Origin of the sequence: Paenibacillus sp. EPM92 (assembly GCF_016586185.1) — a bacterium.
Lineage (GTDB): Bacteria > Bacillota > Bacilli > Paenibacillales > NBRC-103111 > Paenibacillus_G > Paenibacillus_G validus.
This window is the reverse complement of sequence record NZ_BCPS01000068.1, coordinates 146,057-161,561: the sequence shown is the minus strand read 5'-3', so window position 1 is coordinate 161,561 and position 15,505 is coordinate 146,057. Positions and strand designations below refer to the sequence as shown.

17 protein-coding genes and 1 riboswitch are annotated in these 15,505 nt (G+C 48.7%); of the genes, 1 reads left to right on the top strand and 16 read right to left on the bottom strand.

Annotation, left to right across the window (positions count from 1 at the left end; translation table 11 throughout):
* Positions 1–20: 20 nt before the first annotated feature.
* A complete protein-coding gene (locus tag JMF85_RS15875; RefSeq protein WP_054799160.1) occupies positions 21–371 on the bottom strand; it encodes a hypothetical protein in 351 nt (116 codons plus the stop codon).
* 153 nt (positions 372–524) lie between these two features.
* Here JMF85_RS15875 and JMF85_RS15870 point away from each other — a divergent pair, with 153 nt between their 5' ends.
* Positions 525–821 (top strand): hypothetical protein, encoded by a 297-nt coding sequence (locus JMF85_RS15870; RefSeq protein WP_054795846.1) that lies wholly within the window; start codon positions 525–527, stop codon positions 819–821.
* A 22-nt stretch (positions 822–843) separates the two neighbouring features.
* Here JMF85_RS15870 and JMF85_RS15865 read toward each other — a convergent pair whose 3' ends face one another.
* The 15 genes from JMF85_RS15865 to JMF85_RS15795 all read right to left on the bottom strand — a co-directional run bounded on the left by JMF85_RS15865 (position 844) and on the right by JMF85_RS15795 (position 15,500).
* Positions 844–1,170 carry an STAS domain-containing protein gene (locus tag JMF85_RS15865; RefSeq protein WP_127604375.1) on the bottom strand — a complete coding sequence of 109 codons (327 nt, stop codon included), beginning with the start codon at positions 1,168–1,170 and terminating at the stop codon, positions 844–846.
* Positions 1,171–1,184: 14 nt separating this feature from the next.
* Positions 1,185–3,248: a FapA family protein gene (locus JMF85_RS15860; RefSeq protein WP_127604377.1), complete on the bottom strand. Its 2,064-nt coding sequence runs from the start codon at positions 3,246–3,248 to the stop codon at positions 1,185–1,187.
* 13 nt (positions 3,249–3,261) lie between these two features.
* A complete protein-coding gene (locus tag JMF85_RS15855; protein WP_127604379.1) occupies positions 3,262–4,104 on the bottom strand; it encodes a PP2C family protein-serine/threonine phosphatase in 843 nt (280 codons plus the stop codon).
* Between the two features lie 4 nt (positions 4,105–4,108).
* Entirely contained in the window at positions 4,109–4,420 is a 312-nt protein-coding gene (locus tag JMF85_RS15850; protein WP_196426869.1) for an STAS domain-containing protein, read from the bottom strand.
* Between the two features lie 51 nt (positions 4,421–4,471).
* Positions 4,472–6,061 (bottom strand): methyl-accepting chemotaxis protein, encoded by a 1,590-nt coding sequence (locus tag JMF85_RS15845; RefSeq protein WP_127604383.1) that lies wholly within the window; start codon positions 6,059–6,061, stop codon positions 4,472–4,474.
* Between the two features lie 19 nt (positions 6,062–6,080).
* Positions 6,081–7,523: a class I adenylate-forming enzyme family protein gene (locus JMF85_RS15840; protein WP_201318488.1), complete on the bottom strand. Its 1,443-nt coding sequence runs from the start codon at positions 7,521–7,523 to the stop codon at positions 6,081–6,083.
* Positions 7,520–7,762: an acyl carrier protein gene (locus JMF85_RS15835; protein ID WP_201318487.1), complete on the bottom strand. Its 243-nt coding sequence runs from the start codon at positions 7,760–7,762 to the stop codon at positions 7,520–7,522. The genes JMF85_RS15840 and JMF85_RS15835 overlap by 4 nt, the downstream gene beginning before the upstream one ends.
* A 1-nt stretch (position 7,763) precedes the next feature.
* The gene (locus tag JMF85_RS15830) at positions 7,764–8,810 is read right to left on the bottom strand and encodes an alpha/beta hydrolase (RefSeq protein WP_201318486.1); all 1,047 of its coding nucleotides are present in this window, start codon (positions 8,808–8,810) and stop codon (positions 7,764–7,766) included.
* Positions 8,811–8,826: 16 nt separating this feature from the next.
* A complete protein-coding gene (locus tag JMF85_RS15825; protein ID WP_127604391.1) occupies positions 8,827–9,618 on the bottom strand; it encodes an ATP-binding protein in 792 nt (263 codons plus the stop codon).
* Positions 9,619–9,776: 158 nt separating this feature from the next.
* Positions 9,777–10,496: an SDR family oxidoreductase gene (locus JMF85_RS15820; protein ID WP_127604393.1), complete on the bottom strand. Its 720-nt coding sequence runs from the start codon at positions 10,494–10,496 to the stop codon at positions 9,777–9,779.
* A 1-nt stretch (position 10,497) separates the two neighbouring features.
* Positions 10,498–11,313: a 6-carboxytetrahydropterin synthase gene (locus JMF85_RS15815; RefSeq protein ID WP_127604395.1), complete on the bottom strand. Its 816-nt coding sequence runs from the start codon at positions 11,311–11,313 to the stop codon at positions 10,498–10,500.
* Positions 11,314–11,329: 16 nt separating this feature from the next.
* Positions 11,330–11,914, bottom strand: a complete 585-nt coding sequence (folE, locus tag JMF85_RS15810) for a GTP cyclohydrolase I FolE (protein WP_174817546.1) — start codon at positions 11,912–11,914, stop codon at positions 11,330–11,332.
* Between the two features lie 78 nt (positions 11,915–11,992).
* A riboswitch (cyclic di-GMP riboswitch) is annotated at positions 11,993–12,077 on the bottom strand.
* 235 nt (positions 12,078–12,312) lie between these two features.
* Entirely contained in the window at positions 12,313–12,507 is a 195-nt protein-coding gene (locus JMF85_RS15805) for a CstA-like transporter-associated (seleno)protein (RefSeq protein WP_054795831.1), read from the bottom strand.
* A 4-nt stretch (positions 12,508–12,511) separates the two neighbouring features.
* Positions 12,512–14,572: a carbon starvation CstA family protein gene (locus JMF85_RS15800; RefSeq protein ID WP_127604397.1), complete on the bottom strand. Its 2,061-nt coding sequence runs from the start codon at positions 14,570–14,572 to the stop codon at positions 12,512–12,514.
* A 184-nt stretch (positions 14,573–14,756) separates the two neighbouring features.
* Positions 14,757–15,500, bottom strand: coding sequence for a LytR/AlgR family response regulator transcription factor (locus tag JMF85_RS15795; protein WP_054795830.1), 744 nt, complete (start codon positions 15,498–15,500; stop codon positions 14,757–14,759).
* Positions 15,501–15,505: the final 5 nt, after the last annotated feature.

Sequence of the window (15,505 nt, the reverse complement as noted above, 5' to 3'; positions counted from 1 at the left end):
TTGTCTGACAAACCGTATTTTCAATTCGAGCTGCGTCCGGCTCGGGGATTCCGGTAAAATTCGATCGAATCGATAAACGTAACCCGGTATGCGCCGGCAACCGCATCCAGATCGTACATGCGTCCATGACCGTCCTCTCTGGACGCGTAAACAACGTCGTGCCGCAACTTATCCATGGCTATTTTGCCGATGAACTGGCGCTCATACTCCGCATGCTTCGTTTTAAAATCTTCATTAAACTCCAATACCTCATAGAAAGCCCGTTCCACCGCTGCGTTTACTAAGGTCAGTTCTTTTCCATTCTTGTAAACCGCCACGTAATAGTTGCCGCGGTCATCCTTGATCATATCCGTCAACAATTGTATGTCCATAGCCCGGCGTCTCCTTTCGGCAGGTTCCTTGTTTATACCCGTTAGGTTGTGTTCCCTGCAAGTTCATTATACCAAATGCACTTGACTGCGAACAATTGTTCTGTATAATTAGGTATAAGAACGCTTGTTCTATAATGGAGAGGGGTGTAGACGATGAACGCTATCAAAGTCAGATTCATTGAAAGAGACTATTACAAGAAACTGATGGAATCGAACAGCCGCGATCTTTCCGATGCCCAGATTGAGAAGATCCTTACGATAGCTGACGCTAATTGGGTCGATCTTACTTTTAAGTTTTTTGATGATGGATCAATGATCATTATGGATAACGATTCGGACCTGCCCATCTCCGTTAAAGATTTGAAAGGAGCGGCTTATGACTTTTATGTGAAGCAGCGGATTAGAATGATCAGAGCCAACCTGGAAGCGAAAATTTTACAAACCGCTTAATCAACAGGGTTGCTGCGATGATTCATTGCTGCTCCAATCCATCAAACACATCACGACCCAGTATTTCCGGAAGCTGGAGGAGTGAAAACACCTGCATCACTTCCGGATTAATTTTTTTAATAACAACTTGGCTTCCTTGCTCCCGAAGGCTGTTAATGAGCGAGATCAACAAACCGATGCCCGACGAATCTACAAAATGAACTTTCGCAAAATCGATTTCAATCTCCTTGCTTTCCAATAACTTCGGTAACATTTCGTCTTCCATTAATTCCGTTACATCGATATCCATATCTCCTTCGAAAGACGTGACGGTTTTTGAACCTTGTTGCTCAATGACGTAATGAAACATTCCGACACCCCCTATTACTTGATCAGCAGCTGCCCCTCTTCATCGAGACGTGCATACACGTTCGACGATTGGGTCGTAAATTTGTGCATTTTCGTTCCGATTTGGATCATCGTATCTTCCATGACCCTGTTCAACCGAATCGTCTCGCCTTTGGGGACCGTGATTCTTGTACTCATGCCGCCCTTAGCTCCAGCCTCGCTAATCTTCACACCTTTGGCTGCATAAATTTCACCGCCGCGGATATATCCGTCCACTTCGATAAATCCACCCGCATACAGCTTGGAGTTATACACCCCTTGTTCCATAATGACGATATCGCCGCTTGAGTACAGCTGGCTGTTCAGGGTGTAGCCTGCTTTAATGAAGCAATCGGCATTTTCCGAATTTTCTTGCGTGTCGGTAAATAGCTGCTCGGCTCGCTTCATAAGCTGAACCATCTCCTCCACGGACCTGAATTCGGAATGGGTCAGCATAAACCCCTTATACAATCGTTCGCTAAATTCCGCCCAACTTTCCTCCAATACTCCCGTACCGCTTTGAATCTTATGAATGAGCGACGTCGTAAGCTGAGGAAACGATTTAAACTTTCCGTCGCATAAGATTTTAATTAGGGGACCAAGCCCCGCCTGGGAAAAAGAGGAAACTTTAAATGCCGATACCGTCGAGAGCTGATGTATCGCATTGATCATGCTCCGCATTTGCTGGATGAGATCCCCAAGAATGTGATGAATCTCCGCGATCAACATATGATTTTTCCCTGCGTTGATTTCACTTGAAATAATATTTTTTCGAATAATAATCGAGCTGCCTGCAAATATTTTTGCCCGATTTACATTATGATGAACGAGTACATTACCCTGAGCCTCCACAAGCATGGCATCCTGAATGGAGCCAACAATCTCAACATCGCCAACGAAATGCAAATTTCCAGTCTGAAGGTCGACATCCTTGGCGATCATTAATTTGGGAACGACTGAAATATGGACGGTTGTCCCCTTCTCTTTAATGAGCGGATGTCCGGCTTCGGTTGCAACTACCTTGGTTCCATCCCCAACCAGAACTATGCCCTTCCCTTCATGAACAACCAAGGGTAAAACTTCCGGAGGAAACACAGGTTCATTGGTTACCGTTGTGCCAGGCATCCCCGGCACAGGCGGCTGGACGATACCTAAAACTTGTCCGGGCTGCGTAGAAGGAAACTCGCGAATCTCCCGGTAATCGACCGTACCGTCCGAACGTTCCTTTAAGCCGTTTTTGATTTCCATATCTTGCAGCGATAAGAAGCAGCCGTTTTTACCGGGTTTCGGAGGATTGCCTTTCGCGATGACGAATACACCTGGCTCATCACTCGTGCAAGCCGAGGCAATCTGGGTATAGTCGATACCGTACACAATCCCCAACTCGCGAAGCTTTTCCATGACGGGTCCGGTTTCAATCGTCACGGGGATCAGATGTTCCTCTACTTCCAGCTGGATATAGGAGTGAGGCGCCTTTTCTTTTAGCCTGCGGTAGATGCGGGCTCCCGGGACTACCTTGAGCACGGCTTCCATTTTATCATCGCTTACCACGATCTCCCATTGCGGCTCCAGTATGTCGTCTTGAAGCTCTACATGAAGAATATCTTGTTCGCTGACCACCACTGTTTTTTCAATGAGTTCGTCATTTTTATAAAATTTGATATCTTTCCCTGGTGAAATGAGCGGGTAGTGATCTTCCGCGTCTTTGCAAAAGATCATTCCATCCGCAACCCAGACTTTTCCTAATAAATCGGATTCATCCCGCTTCTCTGGCGAGAGCGGGGGAAGCAAGCGATCCTCCGCCGGCTCTATAGAGGCCATCTCCTTTTCCAGCGTGGCCATGGACACCGGGTCCTCCGCTTCGGATACGGCCCCCATTTCCTTGAGCGTTACCCGTATTACCGCAGGTCTTGAGCCAATACCCAGTATTCCCTTGGATTCCGTCTCGAGAATTTCAATATCCACATGCTCCATCGTTTCACCCATAAGGTCTAACGCGATGGCTACCGCTTCTTTTACGGTTTTCCCTTTGGATACAACACTTTTTCCCTTTGCGAACAAGAGCTACCCCTCCTTATGTACATACGATTGGGGAGTTAAAGCTTGTGATTTCCGTCTGTTCCTTGCCTGCCTTGAGCACGACCATGGTAATATCGTCCTTTTGGGGCAAGCCTTCCGTAAAAAGGTTGATATGATCAACAACAATCGTCTCGATTTCAGCCGCACTTTTATGCCCATGTTGTTCAAGAATTCGAACCAGTCTGTCCAATTTAAACATCTCGCCCTTACTATTCTGGGATTCCACGATCCCGTCCGTATAGAAGAAAACAAGATCCTCATCCTCAAGCTGCATTTCTTTCTCTTTGTAAACCTGTCCGGGTAATCCGCCAAGCATGACGCCGTTCAAGTCATGAGGCTGCACGACGCCAACCTCCGCCCTAACGATCACCGGAAGGTTATGTCCTGCATTGGCATAAACAAAAACGCCGGTATCCGGTTCCCAATCTGCACAAAACACCGTGACGAAGGACTTGAGCACTCTTAAGTCCCGGTACAAGGCATTATTCATCGCGGTAAGCGTCTCACCGGGTCCCTTCGTGGCTTCTGCAGCGCTTCGGAAGGCTCCGCGAGTAAGAATCATAAGCATGGCGGCAGGGATTCCCTTGCCCATCACATCTCCGATTATAATTCGGACCTTCCCGTTAGAAAGCGGATAAAAATCATAATAATCACCGCCAATCAACCTTGCAGGGAAGGAAACCCCCGATACTTCGCCGTTCGTCAGATCAGGCTTCTCCCCATTCAATAGCTTGGTTTGAATATTACGAGCCATCTGGATCTCCCGCTGCAGCGTTTTATTCATTTCTGTAGTGGAACCAACCTCACTGTTGGTTTGGAGCAGTACTTTTCGGAACATCAACTTACTGTCCCCCTTTTTGCAAAGACTCCATGATTCGAAATATGCCTATGGTGTCGAACAATTCGGTAATAACGTCATTCATACTTACGAATTCAACCGTACTTCCACGTTCGCTCGCATCATAGATCATGGATAGAAACGCACCGATCCCCGTAGAATCAATAAAATCCAATCCGGCCAAATCAACGATGATCTTCGTTACGTTATCGGGAATGCCGAGTTCAAAGTCGTCAATGGTCGAATAATCCATGAGACCGATGATTTCTACGCGCAACGTAGATCCTTGTATGTGCTGCTTCATTTCCAATCTCACGATCATTCCTCCTAGCTGTTCGTTTGGTAAGCCGCCCATCGCCGGAATTATTTATTGAAGCTTAAACTTTGCAAGATCATCCAGAAGGGAATGGGAAAGATCGGACAGTTCACTGGATTGTTCATGCAAAGCTTTGAACAGATCGGAAAGGGCAATCGTAATCTCGGTTGTATTGTTTGTCCGGTGATTAGCCAATTGTCGCATTTCATCCAGTTTGTCCATAATGACTTTGGCGCCCGGATCGTCTAACTGCTGAACCAGATGCTTCTCGAGCTGATCCAAAAAGTAATAAATTTCTTCAACGGTATCCCTGGATTCGGCGGTCGCTTCCATGGACATCGTGAACGCTTTTTCGAGAGACTCGTTTGCATCCGTTTCTAAGAGAACGGACAGCTTTTGTGCTTGCGTCGCTTTCTCGCGAGTATCGGTCAACAACTGGTGTAACGTGTCGACCATCGTATTGGTTGAGTCGGATAGCTCGCCGAGTTCTCCCCCGTCCAGAATTTGACTTTTCGCCGTCAAATCTCCCGCTTCGAGCTGTTTGATTTGAATGATGATCTTTTGAATGTTACGGTAAATGCTATTAAAGAAGTTGGCAGTAAGTATAAAGAGCGCTACGAGAGAAAGTAAGCCGAAAATAATCAAAATGAGGGATTGGCGATACAAAGGCGCGCTCATTGTTTCGTAATCGAGCGAAATATAAATCACTCGGCCCTCATCAAACGGGATAAACATTTTATACAATTTTTCGCCATTGAACTTTTGCACATAAGATACCCGTTGAGCGCTCTTGTCCATCTGCACGAGAATCTGCTCGTCTTCCTGAGTCTGATCGTTATAGGTTCCATAGACAATCTTTTTCAAAGGAGGGTACATTTTCTCAGCCAGGCTCGGGTCCTCAAATACGCGCGGGTCCAGCACCGCAATTTCCTTCGCATATTTGTTCTCGCTCAACACCTTCTTAATCCACGAATCCGGGCCGACCTCTTGCGTGAATTGATACACTTCATTCGCTTCAATATACGGATTGATCACATAATCCGTCCCCGGCTGGTGGTAATAAGCATACTTGAAAAATCTCGGTTTATCGTCATGCGAGCCGGATTGAGCGATATAAAGATTAATGATATTCTGGTTCACATAACTGACGATACCGTTGCCTTCCGGCTTTTTCCCTTGCAGCAAATGGTCTAAGGCCAGAAAGGCTTCCTGCATGATGCTTTTGAAACTAAACCCGATCTCCTTCGGGTCCGAGGATTTAACCCCTACGATGTCATCCCCTTTTCTTGCAAAAAGGGTAATCCCGGCAATTTGAAACTGATCGCGCAAGCGGATCAGATCCTGATCGGTAATATGATCAAGGGACTTTCCTTGCAAGTGATCGGCAATCCGCGCGGAAATGGATTCTAATTTATAGTCGATTTGTTGTTCGATCGATTTGGAGGCAAGATCCGTTTCTTTGATGCCGTGCTCTATGCTGTTGCCAATCATCAAAGCCTCATTCATGACATTTTCATTGATCTGTTCACGCAGAATAAAGTATTGAAACGTACCGGAGATCAACGCAATGGTTATCATCATAATGAGCATCTTGCGAATGAACTGCCAGCGCAAGGTTTGGCTTGCCGTTGATTTACTCATGGGTAGCACTCCTCCTTCGCTATTGCTTAGCAACCATCGTTCTCAGCGTAATTTTGTCGACTTTGCCTTGGGCTACGGGAATTTCCGCAATAGCTACAATCCGGTCGGGAACTTTATAGCCTGCAATTTTTGCACGGCAGAACGCATATAAATCATCGGTGTGCAGATCATCCTGAGGAACGACAAAGGCTACGATTTGCTCGCCGAATACGGGATGCGGAGCCCCGATCACAACAGCCTGCTTCACGCCTGCATGCTGAGACAGCACTTTCTCTACCTCGCCCGGGATGACCTGCTGCCCGCCCTTCTTAATCAACTCCTTCTTGCGTCCGATGAACTCGAGCTTGTTCTTCTCATTCAAGCGTACAAGATCGCCGGTGTAAAACCATCCTTCCTCATCAAAACATTGTTCGGTTAGCTGCGGATTTTGATAATAGCCGCTAAACGCAGCGGGCGATTTCAGGAGCAATTCGTCTTCCTTGACTTTATACTGCACGCCGTCATAAACCGTAAACTCCAATTGTTGACGAAGATCGCACAGCATCGCGCCTCCAAGCTCCGAACTGCCATACTGTCCGACAAACTTGCATTGCTGCATCAGTTCAAATTGCTTCACGTAATCTTCCGTCATCATTTCGCCGGTCAAGCCGACGAACTCGATCTTCTTAAATACGTCCGGGTTCAAGGATTGGCCGAATGTATAAATCGCTTTAAAAATGGACGGCGTACTCACAACCTTGTTGCAGGCCGTCTCCTGCATCAGTGTAATCATACGGGGCAGTTCGAAGTTATCCGGAAATACGATGCGCACGCCCGAGCGAATACCGGTCAGTAAGGAAGCAATGCCAAACACCGAGTTGGGAGGCGCGTTCAAAAACACGACATCCGTCGGTTTCAATTCGTTAAAATCCTTCAGCAATTGAAACGAGAAATCAAACGCATGAATGCCGACAACCATCCCTTTGGGCGTCCCTGTGCTTCCCGAGGAGCAGCATATAAAGTCGATTTTGTCTTGCTCAAGCGCTCTCTCTGCACCCGCTATAGCTTTAGATTTCCATTCCTTGCAGTCGTCCGACGTATACAGCAAAGTTTCCTTCCCGGATCCAATCGCCCAAGCCTCCATGACCTCTGCAAAAGGAAAGCCATTGTGCGTGTTGATGGAAAATACGACATGAGGATCAAGAAATTGAAGAACGGCGGACAAATCCTCCTTGCGAAATTGCCAGCTTAACGGGATAATCGTACCGCCCAGTTCATTGATGGCAAGGACAAGAGCTGCATAAGAAGGGATAGCCGGGACCAGCAGTCCTACTTTTTTACCCTTTAATTCCAGCGGACGCAATAACGAGATATACCGGTCCATCTCGACCTGGATATCCCGGCTCGTATAATGGCCGGAGAATGTCGTTAATACGACCTTGTCCGCATCCGGATAGTGAAAAACCTTCTGAGCTAATGTCATGATTGTACGCCTCCTTTTGTCATTGCGTGGTATACGCCGCCGACAGTCGTAATATCTGCCGAACCGATCCATTGCTCCAAGCCGATTGCAAATCTTTGCGATAATTGAATGTATACATTGACCATCTGGAGAGAGTCGATTCCCAGATCATCGCGAAAGGATGAGCTTTCGTTGATCTTCTCGTGCGGAACGTGCGTCAGCTCGGAGAGCAGCTGGCAAAATTGCTTGAAGTCCATCATGTTAACCTCCTAAAGACCACTCGGCCGAAATCTTCCTAATCTCGCGTAATTTAAAGTTGCAGCAGTGGCCTTCATTTTCATATTCGATAAGTTGTTTTCCCGCCGGAAGCTTCTGGTACAGCTCGTAAATATCTGTATCCTTGACCATCACGTCCTTATTTCCATGAAACAGGAGAATCGGGCTGAAATTATCGAAGTTATCCAGCTTCGGCAGCAGGCTTTGTGCGGAATCATCGAGGATATAAGCCATACGCTCCATGAAATAATCCGGCATCCTCACACCACTTGCACAAGCAGGACTTACCGAGATCGCTTTGCTCACTTTCGGATGAGCGCTTCCTTCGATGGCCCAAGCGCCGCCTGAGCTGGTTCCGAATAAAGCGAGAGGCAGTCCCGGGTATTGGTTCGATGCGTAGTCAATGACTTGATTCATAAACTTTTCCCAATGAAGACGGGTGGCCTTGAATGACGTGCGTACATAAGTTTCCCCCTGCCCTGGCCCGTCAAAGCTGATCGTAACGAAACCCAGCTTTGCGAAATCCGTCTCGTAGGTGAACAGTTCTTCTTTGGAGGAATCAATGGGATTGACGATGACCATGATGCCCTTCTTCCGTTCAGGCACACGGATTCTGCCGAAGCAATCGTTTCCGTCGACGTCGATGACGGCCTCCAGGATCTGATCCTCGGAAAGCCTATCCGCCCGTTGAAAGAGCTCCTTGCAGCGTGCAAACCACTTTCGCTTCTCATCCCCTGTGGGGTACAGCCACTGCAGCAGGTTATAGTACAAGCCGGCCATGCGGAAATGTTCCTCCGCTTCCTTCCTGTCCTGCTGAGCCTGAAGGAAGATCGCTTGCTTCGCAAAATCCTCCGCGCATTTCTGCAAAATCCCGTTCCAAGCTTCGGCGCTTGTTAACCGTCGCTGAAAGCCAGCGACGTCTTCTCTTCGAATGCCATGGGCAATCCAGCGGTCCCAAAAGCCTTCAAAAAGAAGGCAGGTCATCAATGTTTTTTGAATGGTGCCCTTTACAGTCGGGTCATCCGGTATCATAGCTTCGTACTCTCCCTTAACGATTAAATATGAGGATCAGGGAGGACCCTTCACCGGGAATCGTGGAAAGCAGCACCCGTTCCGTCATTTTCATCATGAGCGTGAATCCTTGGCCGAGTGATTTTTTTGTCGAATAACCCGCCATGAGCGCAGCATTCGGAAGATGCTTTAACGGAAAGCCCGGCCCTTGATCTTCCACGAGGAGATGGATGGCAGCGTCGGTTATAAACATGGTCATCTTTCCTTCGCGAGCATGCTTGAGAATATTCGTAATCGCCTCAGAAATAACAAGGAGATGGCTCATGATCGCGGTCTGCGGGATCCCAATACCGATCAGACTTTGTTTGGCGAGCTCCCTGGCTTTCGGAATGTCCGATCGTTCGATAACCGGGGCTGTGCACAATAGCTTGCCTGCCTTGTATGGCTCCACCTCATGTTTGCGGATCAGCAGAAACTTTCGCTGCGTGATGGCATACATCACGTCGCGGTACACCTGCCATACTTCATCCTCTTCGGGATGGCCGACCGGCTCGATTGTAGGAGCGGAAGGGATATATTGGGTTAGATCTTGTTTAATTTCTTCATAAGTCTTCAAGAAGCAGCGATGATGCCGATCCGAAAGATGCATTTCCTTTATTTTCAGATAAACATCCTCCTGCTTCTCCACCATTTCCACCAAACGAGCAGCCAGTGATAATAAATACCGGCCCTCATCGTTCTTAGGTTGAGGTTCGTTCTCCGCTGCAGTGAAGGACAGGTAGATCAGAAATCCCGATTCCCCTTTACCCCTATTCAGATGTTGACTCATACGATTGGCAATCCATCCAATCAAGGCGCGCCGTTGATGATCATGGATATTATCGCCTGATAAGGGGGAAGGTAGAGGGGCCCGCGCATTTAGAGCTCCTGCATGAAAATTCCCAAAAAATTTAGGAAATATGGATTTCACAATCGACACTTCCCCCTTTACAAAATCCCGAGCGGAGGCATAACCGTCATTTCATCAACGACCGAACCTTCTGGTTGACATAAGAGATACACCAAATGCTTGGCTAACGATTGAACGGGAATCATGTCGGATGCATCCGGCTTCAGTTCCATCCGGTCCCAGAATGGAGTCGCTACCGCGCCGGGCAATACGGCCGTTACCTGTATGCCTTTATTCCTCAATTCCGCTTGCAATACTCTCGTTAATCCCAGTACCCCGAATTTCGAAGCGGAGTAACCGCCGCAGCCGGGCAGTGCCGTCGTGCCGGCGACAGATACGACGTTAATCATTTTACCGGCACGGTTTTCAACCATATGCCTTCCGAAATATTGGCAGGCGAGGAACGTACCTTTCAAATTAACGGCGATCATTCGATCGAAATCGTCACTGGACATCGTCAACACCGATTCGAACACCCCTGTGCCCGCACTGTTGATGAGTGCATCAATGGTGCCGAACCGCGATATCGCCTCTTCGGCAAATCGGCTAACGCTTTCTTCATTCGTTACGTCCAAAGGTACGGCTAGCGTATTCGCATTCATCTGAGAGGCTGCCTGCTTTAATTCGGCTTCATGTCTTGCTCCCAGCACAAGATTCGCTCCCAATTGACTGAGCAATAATGCCGTTTCTTTGCCGATCCCGCGGGACGCCCCGGTAATTGCAACGGTTTTTCCTTGGAGCTGCAGAAAGTCAATCATCTCATTCACCCGGTCCGCAATACTCGAAATAATTTTTTTCCGTTTCCCACAGTCCGACTTTTCGGAGCTTGGGAAGATGCGGTCGCAGCATGTTGTAGATCACGAGCGCTACGACCTCGGATGTCGGATTCAACTCTTTAAATTCAGCCGTATCCAGGTTCAGATGCTTATGATCCAGCTTATCGAGCACTTCTCTTTCCACAATGGCATCCAAATCCGCCAAATTCATGATCATGCCCGTTACCGGATCCGGCTCGCCTTCGACGGTGACATCAAGGTAATAATTATGTCCGTGCCCATGCGGATTGTTGCATTTGCCGAACAATTTCTTATTCTCCTCCGGCGACAAATGCACGCTATGTAATCGGTGCGCAGCGCAAAAGTGATATTTGCGTGTAAGTCGTATCAAGCATCCCGCCTCCTTTACCGAACTTAAATAGTGGTTTTCATGTAATTGAATCCGGTGCAATTCGCAATCTTGAAACCGCTGTTCCAGCGAATTCCAGATGTACTCAACTACATTTTCCGTAGTCGGTATGCGATGCTGAAAATAGGAATGTTCACGGTCCAAAAACTTCCCGTCGAGCTCCTCTTCCACAAATGAACTCACGATTTGTTTAATATCCGTTGTATTGACAACAATCCCGGATTTTTCATTCAATCGTCCCTTGACCATCACTTCCAGCTTGTAATCATGCCCATGGCCGCTGGAGTTGCTGCAGCGCCCGAAGACCCGGAGGTTTTCCTCTTCGCTCCACTGGGGAACCCGATAAACGTGAGTTGCCGAAAAATCGATTCTTCTCGATAAATAAAGCATCGCCGTTTCCCCCTTCCTAGGCTCTGGATATGGAACGGTCAAACTCTTCACATAGCGAGACGTTGTCGGCAAATATCCCCTTCTTCACCGTTGTCACCGTAGACGTTCCCGGTTTTTTCACGCCCCGCGCGCACATGCATAAGTGAGTTCCCTCCACGGTTACGATGACACCCTTCGGCTTCAGCACATTCAATACGGCACTCGCAACTTGCTGCGTCATGCGCTCTTGCACCTGCGGACGCTGCGAGACCAGCTCTACCAATCTGGCAAATTTGCTTAAGCCGACGATTCTCCCATCCGGAATATATCCGATGTGCGCCTTTCCATAGAACGGGATCAGATGATGCTCGCAGAAGGTGTAATAAGTCATATCCTTTACGGTGATGATCCCGTCGTACTCCTCTTCGAACGTTGTCGTCAGCGCCGATTCCGGATTCACCCCCACACCTGAGAACACTTCCCGGTACATTTTCGCGACTCGTTTCGGTGTATCCAGCAGACCTTCCCGGTCCGGATTTTCCCCTATTTGCTCGAGAATCGTTCGAATGCTGTCTTCAAGAGCATCTTTACTTGCCAAATTGGTATTTGATCGTATGGTCATCTAGTATTTCCCTCCTTAGAAACAACAAAAAATCCAGTCCGAATAGAACTGGATTCGTATATACAGATCCGTCCCTAATTCGGCGGCCCAGCCGTCATAGCGTTACCGCCTTAGACCCGAAGCTTTGCGTCCCCACCTTTCGATGAGTTTGCCATTATCGTTAAGAATATAAGCCAAGTATAGTCTATTATACCTAGATAAGCAATGATTTCTTTATTGAAATCTTTGATATAACGACATTATTCGACGCTATATGAGAATAAAGTCGAAAAATACGTGATATTATCGCGCATTTTTCGACATTTGATGCCAAAGCCGGATGAAGCCGCACAGGTTGCATAAACGAAGAGACGGGGCAAGACGGGCTGCATGCACCCGCCTTACTCCGTCTCTCCTTGTTAGCAGCAGCGATTGATCTTACCGCTTTCATAACGCTCGTGAAGTGACAGCATATAGAACTCCTTCTCCGTCAAAGGGGTTTCATGCGGATGGCGCTCTTGCTGATGCTTCAAGTATTTCTCATAGTCCGGAATACTGAAAATGACCTTGATTGTCGCTTTGGCCTTGCTGGCAAAGCTCGTTATCGTTCTCATGGCATCAGGCTCCAAAAGTAGATTTGACAAACGGCGCTTCTTTTAATACCGGTTTTTGTTTTTGGATCAAAATTTTGTACCAGACGCGTAAAGATTCAATAATCATCAGGATCACCACAATCTCGAAGAAGATCGTGAGGCCTGCATCGATATAGTTGTTCGTCACAATCTGATGCATGACGTCCATATTTTTGGCAGGCGCGATGACTTGCCCCTGATCGATCCCGTCCTGGTATTTCTTCGCAGCCGCCAAAAAGCCGATGCTTGCCTGAGAGGAGAACGTTTTTTGGAAGCCGGCCGTTAATGTCGTTACCGCGAGGAACACGAACGGCACGATTCCTACCCAAGCGTAGCGGGCCTTGCCCATTTTAATCATAATCGTCGCCGCGACGGCGAGAGCGATGGCAGCCAACATTTGGTTCGCAATCCCGAACAGCGCCCACAACGAATTGATGCCGCCGAACGGATCGATGGCTCCTTGATACAAGAAGTAGCCCCAGGCCAAGCAAACAATAAACGAAGCCAGGAAATTATACTTGAACACTTTCGTTTGAGCAAACGGCTTGTAGAAGTTGCCGATCAAATCCTGAAGCATAAAGCGTCCTACCCGTGTGCCCGCATCCACAGCCGTTAAAATAAAGACCGCTTCGAACAAAATCGCGAAATGGTACCAGAATGCCTTGGCCCCGGCCAGGAATGTTGAAAAGATTTCCGCCATGCCGACGGCAAGCGTCGGCGCCCCGCCCGTTCTGGAGAGAATGGTGTTTTCACCGATTTCTTTGGCTGTGTTCGTAATTTGTTCCGGTGTCAGCGTGAAGCCCCAGGATGAAATTTTGGCGGCGACGGCAGCGGGATCGGTTCCAATAACGGCCGGCGACGAGTTCATAGCGAAGTAAATGCCGGGCTCCAAGGCGCACGCGGCGATCAAGGCCATGACGGCGACGAAGGATTCCGCGGCCATACCGGCATATCCGATGAAGGGCGCATGACTTTCTCTTTCGATCAGCTTTGGTGTCGTCCCGGAAGAAATCAGGGAATGAAAGCCGGAAACGGCGCCGCATGCTATGGTAATGAACAAGAACGGGAATAAATTGCCGGAGAATACGGGACCGGTCCCATCGATAAACTTGGTCACAGCCGGCATTTGCAGCTCCGGCAATGTCACCAAAATACCGCCCGCCAGTAAAATGATGACGCCGATTTTCAAGAAAGAGCTTAAATAATCTCGGGGTGCAAGCAGTACCCACACCGGCAAAATCGAAGCGATCAGGCCATATACGACCATCATCAGGGCGATCTGCGGCGCGGTGAAGGTGAACATCTTCGCCAGCACCGGATTGGCGGCAACAAATTGTCCTGCCCATAATACGATCATCAATAGAACAAAACCGATAATGGAGCCCTCAATGACTTTCCCCGGTCGAATAAATCGCATGTAGAAGCCCATGAAGATGGCGATCGGCATCGTCATGGCGATCGTAAACATTCCCCACGGAGACTCCGCCAACGCTTTCACGACGACGAGTCCAAGTACGGCGACGATGATAATGAGGATCGCCAGCGTTGCAATAGAAGCTAACGTGCCGCCGAATCGGCCGACTTCGTCTTTCGCCATCTGACCGAGCGACTTCCCGTCCCGCCGCATGGATCCGACAAGCGTGACGAAGTCCTGCACACAGCCCGCAAGTACAGCTCCGATAATAATCCACAGAATGCTCGGCAAATACCCCATTTGTGCGGCCAAAATCGGACCGACCAGCGGACCGGCTCCGGCGATCGCCGCAAAGTGATGGCCGAAGAGCACGTATTTATTCGTCGGGACGTAGTCCTTGGAATCGTTATGCACATGGGCCGGCGTTGCCCGGTTGTCGTTTAATTCGTAGATCTTCCTGGCAATGAACCGGCTATAGAAACGGTAACCAAAAGCATAAGTGCAGATTGCGGCTATGATGAGCCAGGCCGCCGAAATTTTCTCGCCGTTCGCAAGCGCGATCATCGCGAACCCTAGCGCGCCTAACGCCGCGATCAGCCCCCAAACCCCGTACGAAACCCATTTGTTTTTCATGATCCCACTCCTCGTAAGCGTTATTGTCGCGCGAACACAGTCCGTACGAACCAGGCCCAAGCTGGCTGTACGTCTTGCATTCCTCCAACCGGTTTGTTTTGAGAGCGCTTGCAAATAGTATAAATCGTTTGGAGTCTTCGCGATACGCCTGAAGCGCATCATGCCGAATTTGTCATCTATGATGTTAAATTTCAAGTTTCAAACGCAGCGCTTTCACATAATTGCGGCTGACGGGTATCGTGCTTCGCGCCTCATCGTCCATCAGCAGATTGTAGGCCCCGTTGACCCACGTTTTCAGCTCGGCGATGGCGGCCAGATTGACGAGATAGCTCTTATGGCAGCGGAAGAAACCGAACGGCTCCAGCTTCTGTTCCAGCTCTACCAACGTGTACGTAACGTGATAGGCTTTATCGCGAATATGAACCTGGACATACTTGCCCTCCTTGCTAATATAGATGATGTCCTTCGGGGACACATACTTAATGCCTTCTTCCATTTCGAGCGCCAGCTTGACGCACGAATTTCCGGCCGGCGGGATGGCTGGGGCTTTCGTCCCCGTTCCCGTCCGCGTTTTGCGCAGCTCCCGGAAGACGCTGTCCAAGTCATCTTCGTCGAATGGCTTGAGCATATAGTGAAAAGCCCGCACCTTGAACGCATCGACGGCATATTGGTCATAGGCGGTGGAGAAGACGATCTTCACCTGCGAATTCAGCTCGCCGACGATTTCCGCCACTTGAAGCCCGTTCAAGTCCGGCATGTCCATGTCGAGGAACAGGACATCCGGGGCTTGTTCCTTCACTTTCTTAATCGCATCCATGCCGCTGTTCGCCTGAGTCACCCGGTCCACGTCAGCGAGCTGCTCCAACAAATATACAAGCTCTTCCCTTGCCGGTGCTTCATCATCGGCAATTACGATATTCCAACCCATGGATC

Bases quoted from the DNA above. Each gene is read 5' to 3' on its own strand.
- JMF85_RS15875 (WP_054799160.1), bottom strand. From the start codon at position 371: ATGGACATACAATTGTTGACGGATATGATCAAGGATGACCGCGGCAAC.
- JMF85_RS15870 (WP_054795846.1), top strand. From the start codon at position 525: ATGAACGCTATCAAAGTCAGATTCATTGAAAGAGACTATTACAAGAAA.
- JMF85_RS15865 (WP_127604375.1), bottom strand. From the start codon at position 1,170: ATGTTTCATTACGTCATTGAGCAACAAGGTTCAAAAACCGTCACGTCT.
- JMF85_RS15855 (WP_127604379.1), bottom strand. From the start codon at position 4,104: ATGTTCCGAAAAGTACTGCTCCAAACCAACAGTGAGGTTGGTTCCACT.
- JMF85_RS15845 (WP_127604383.1), bottom strand. From the start codon at position 6,061: ATGAGTAAATCAACGGCAAGCCAAACCTTGCGCTGGCAGTTCATTCGC.
- JMF85_RS15840 (WP_201318488.1), bottom strand. From the start codon at position 7,523: ATGACATTAGCTCAGAAGGTTTTTCACTATCCGGATGCGGACAAGGTC.
- JMF85_RS15835 (WP_201318487.1), bottom strand. From the start codon at position 7,762: ATGATGGACTTCAAGCAATTTTGCCAGCTGCTCTCCGAGCTGACGCAC.
- JMF85_RS15830 (WP_201318486.1), bottom strand. From the start codon at position 8,810: ATGATACCGGATGACCCGACTGTAAAGGGCACCATTCAAAAAACATTG.
- JMF85_RS15825 (WP_127604391.1), bottom strand. From the start codon at position 9,618: ATGAGTCAACATCTGAATAGGGGTAAAGGGGAATCGGGATTTCTGATC.
- JMF85_RS15820 (WP_127604393.1), bottom strand. From the start codon at position 10,496: ATGATTGACTTTCTGCAGCTCCAAGGAAAAACCGTTGCAATTACCGGG.
- JMF85_RS15815 (WP_127604395.1), bottom strand. From the start codon at position 11,313: ATGCTTTATTTATCGAGAAGAATCGATTTTTCGGCAACTCACGTTTAT.
- folE (WP_174817546.1), bottom strand. From the start codon at position 11,914: ATGACCATACGATCAAATACCAATTTGGCAAGTAAAGATGCTCTTGAA.
- JMF85_RS15805 (WP_054795831.1), bottom strand. From the start codon at position 12,507: ATGAGAACGATAACGAGCTTTGCCAGCAAGGCCAAAGCGACAATCAAG.
- JMF85_RS15800 (WP_127604397.1), bottom strand. From the start codon at position 14,572: ATGAAAAACAAATGGGTTTCGTACGGGGTTTGGGGGCTGATCGCGGCG.
- JMF85_RS15795 (WP_054795830.1), bottom strand. From the start codon at position 15,500: ATGGGTTGGAATATCGTAATTGCCGATGATGAAGCACCGGCAAGGGAA.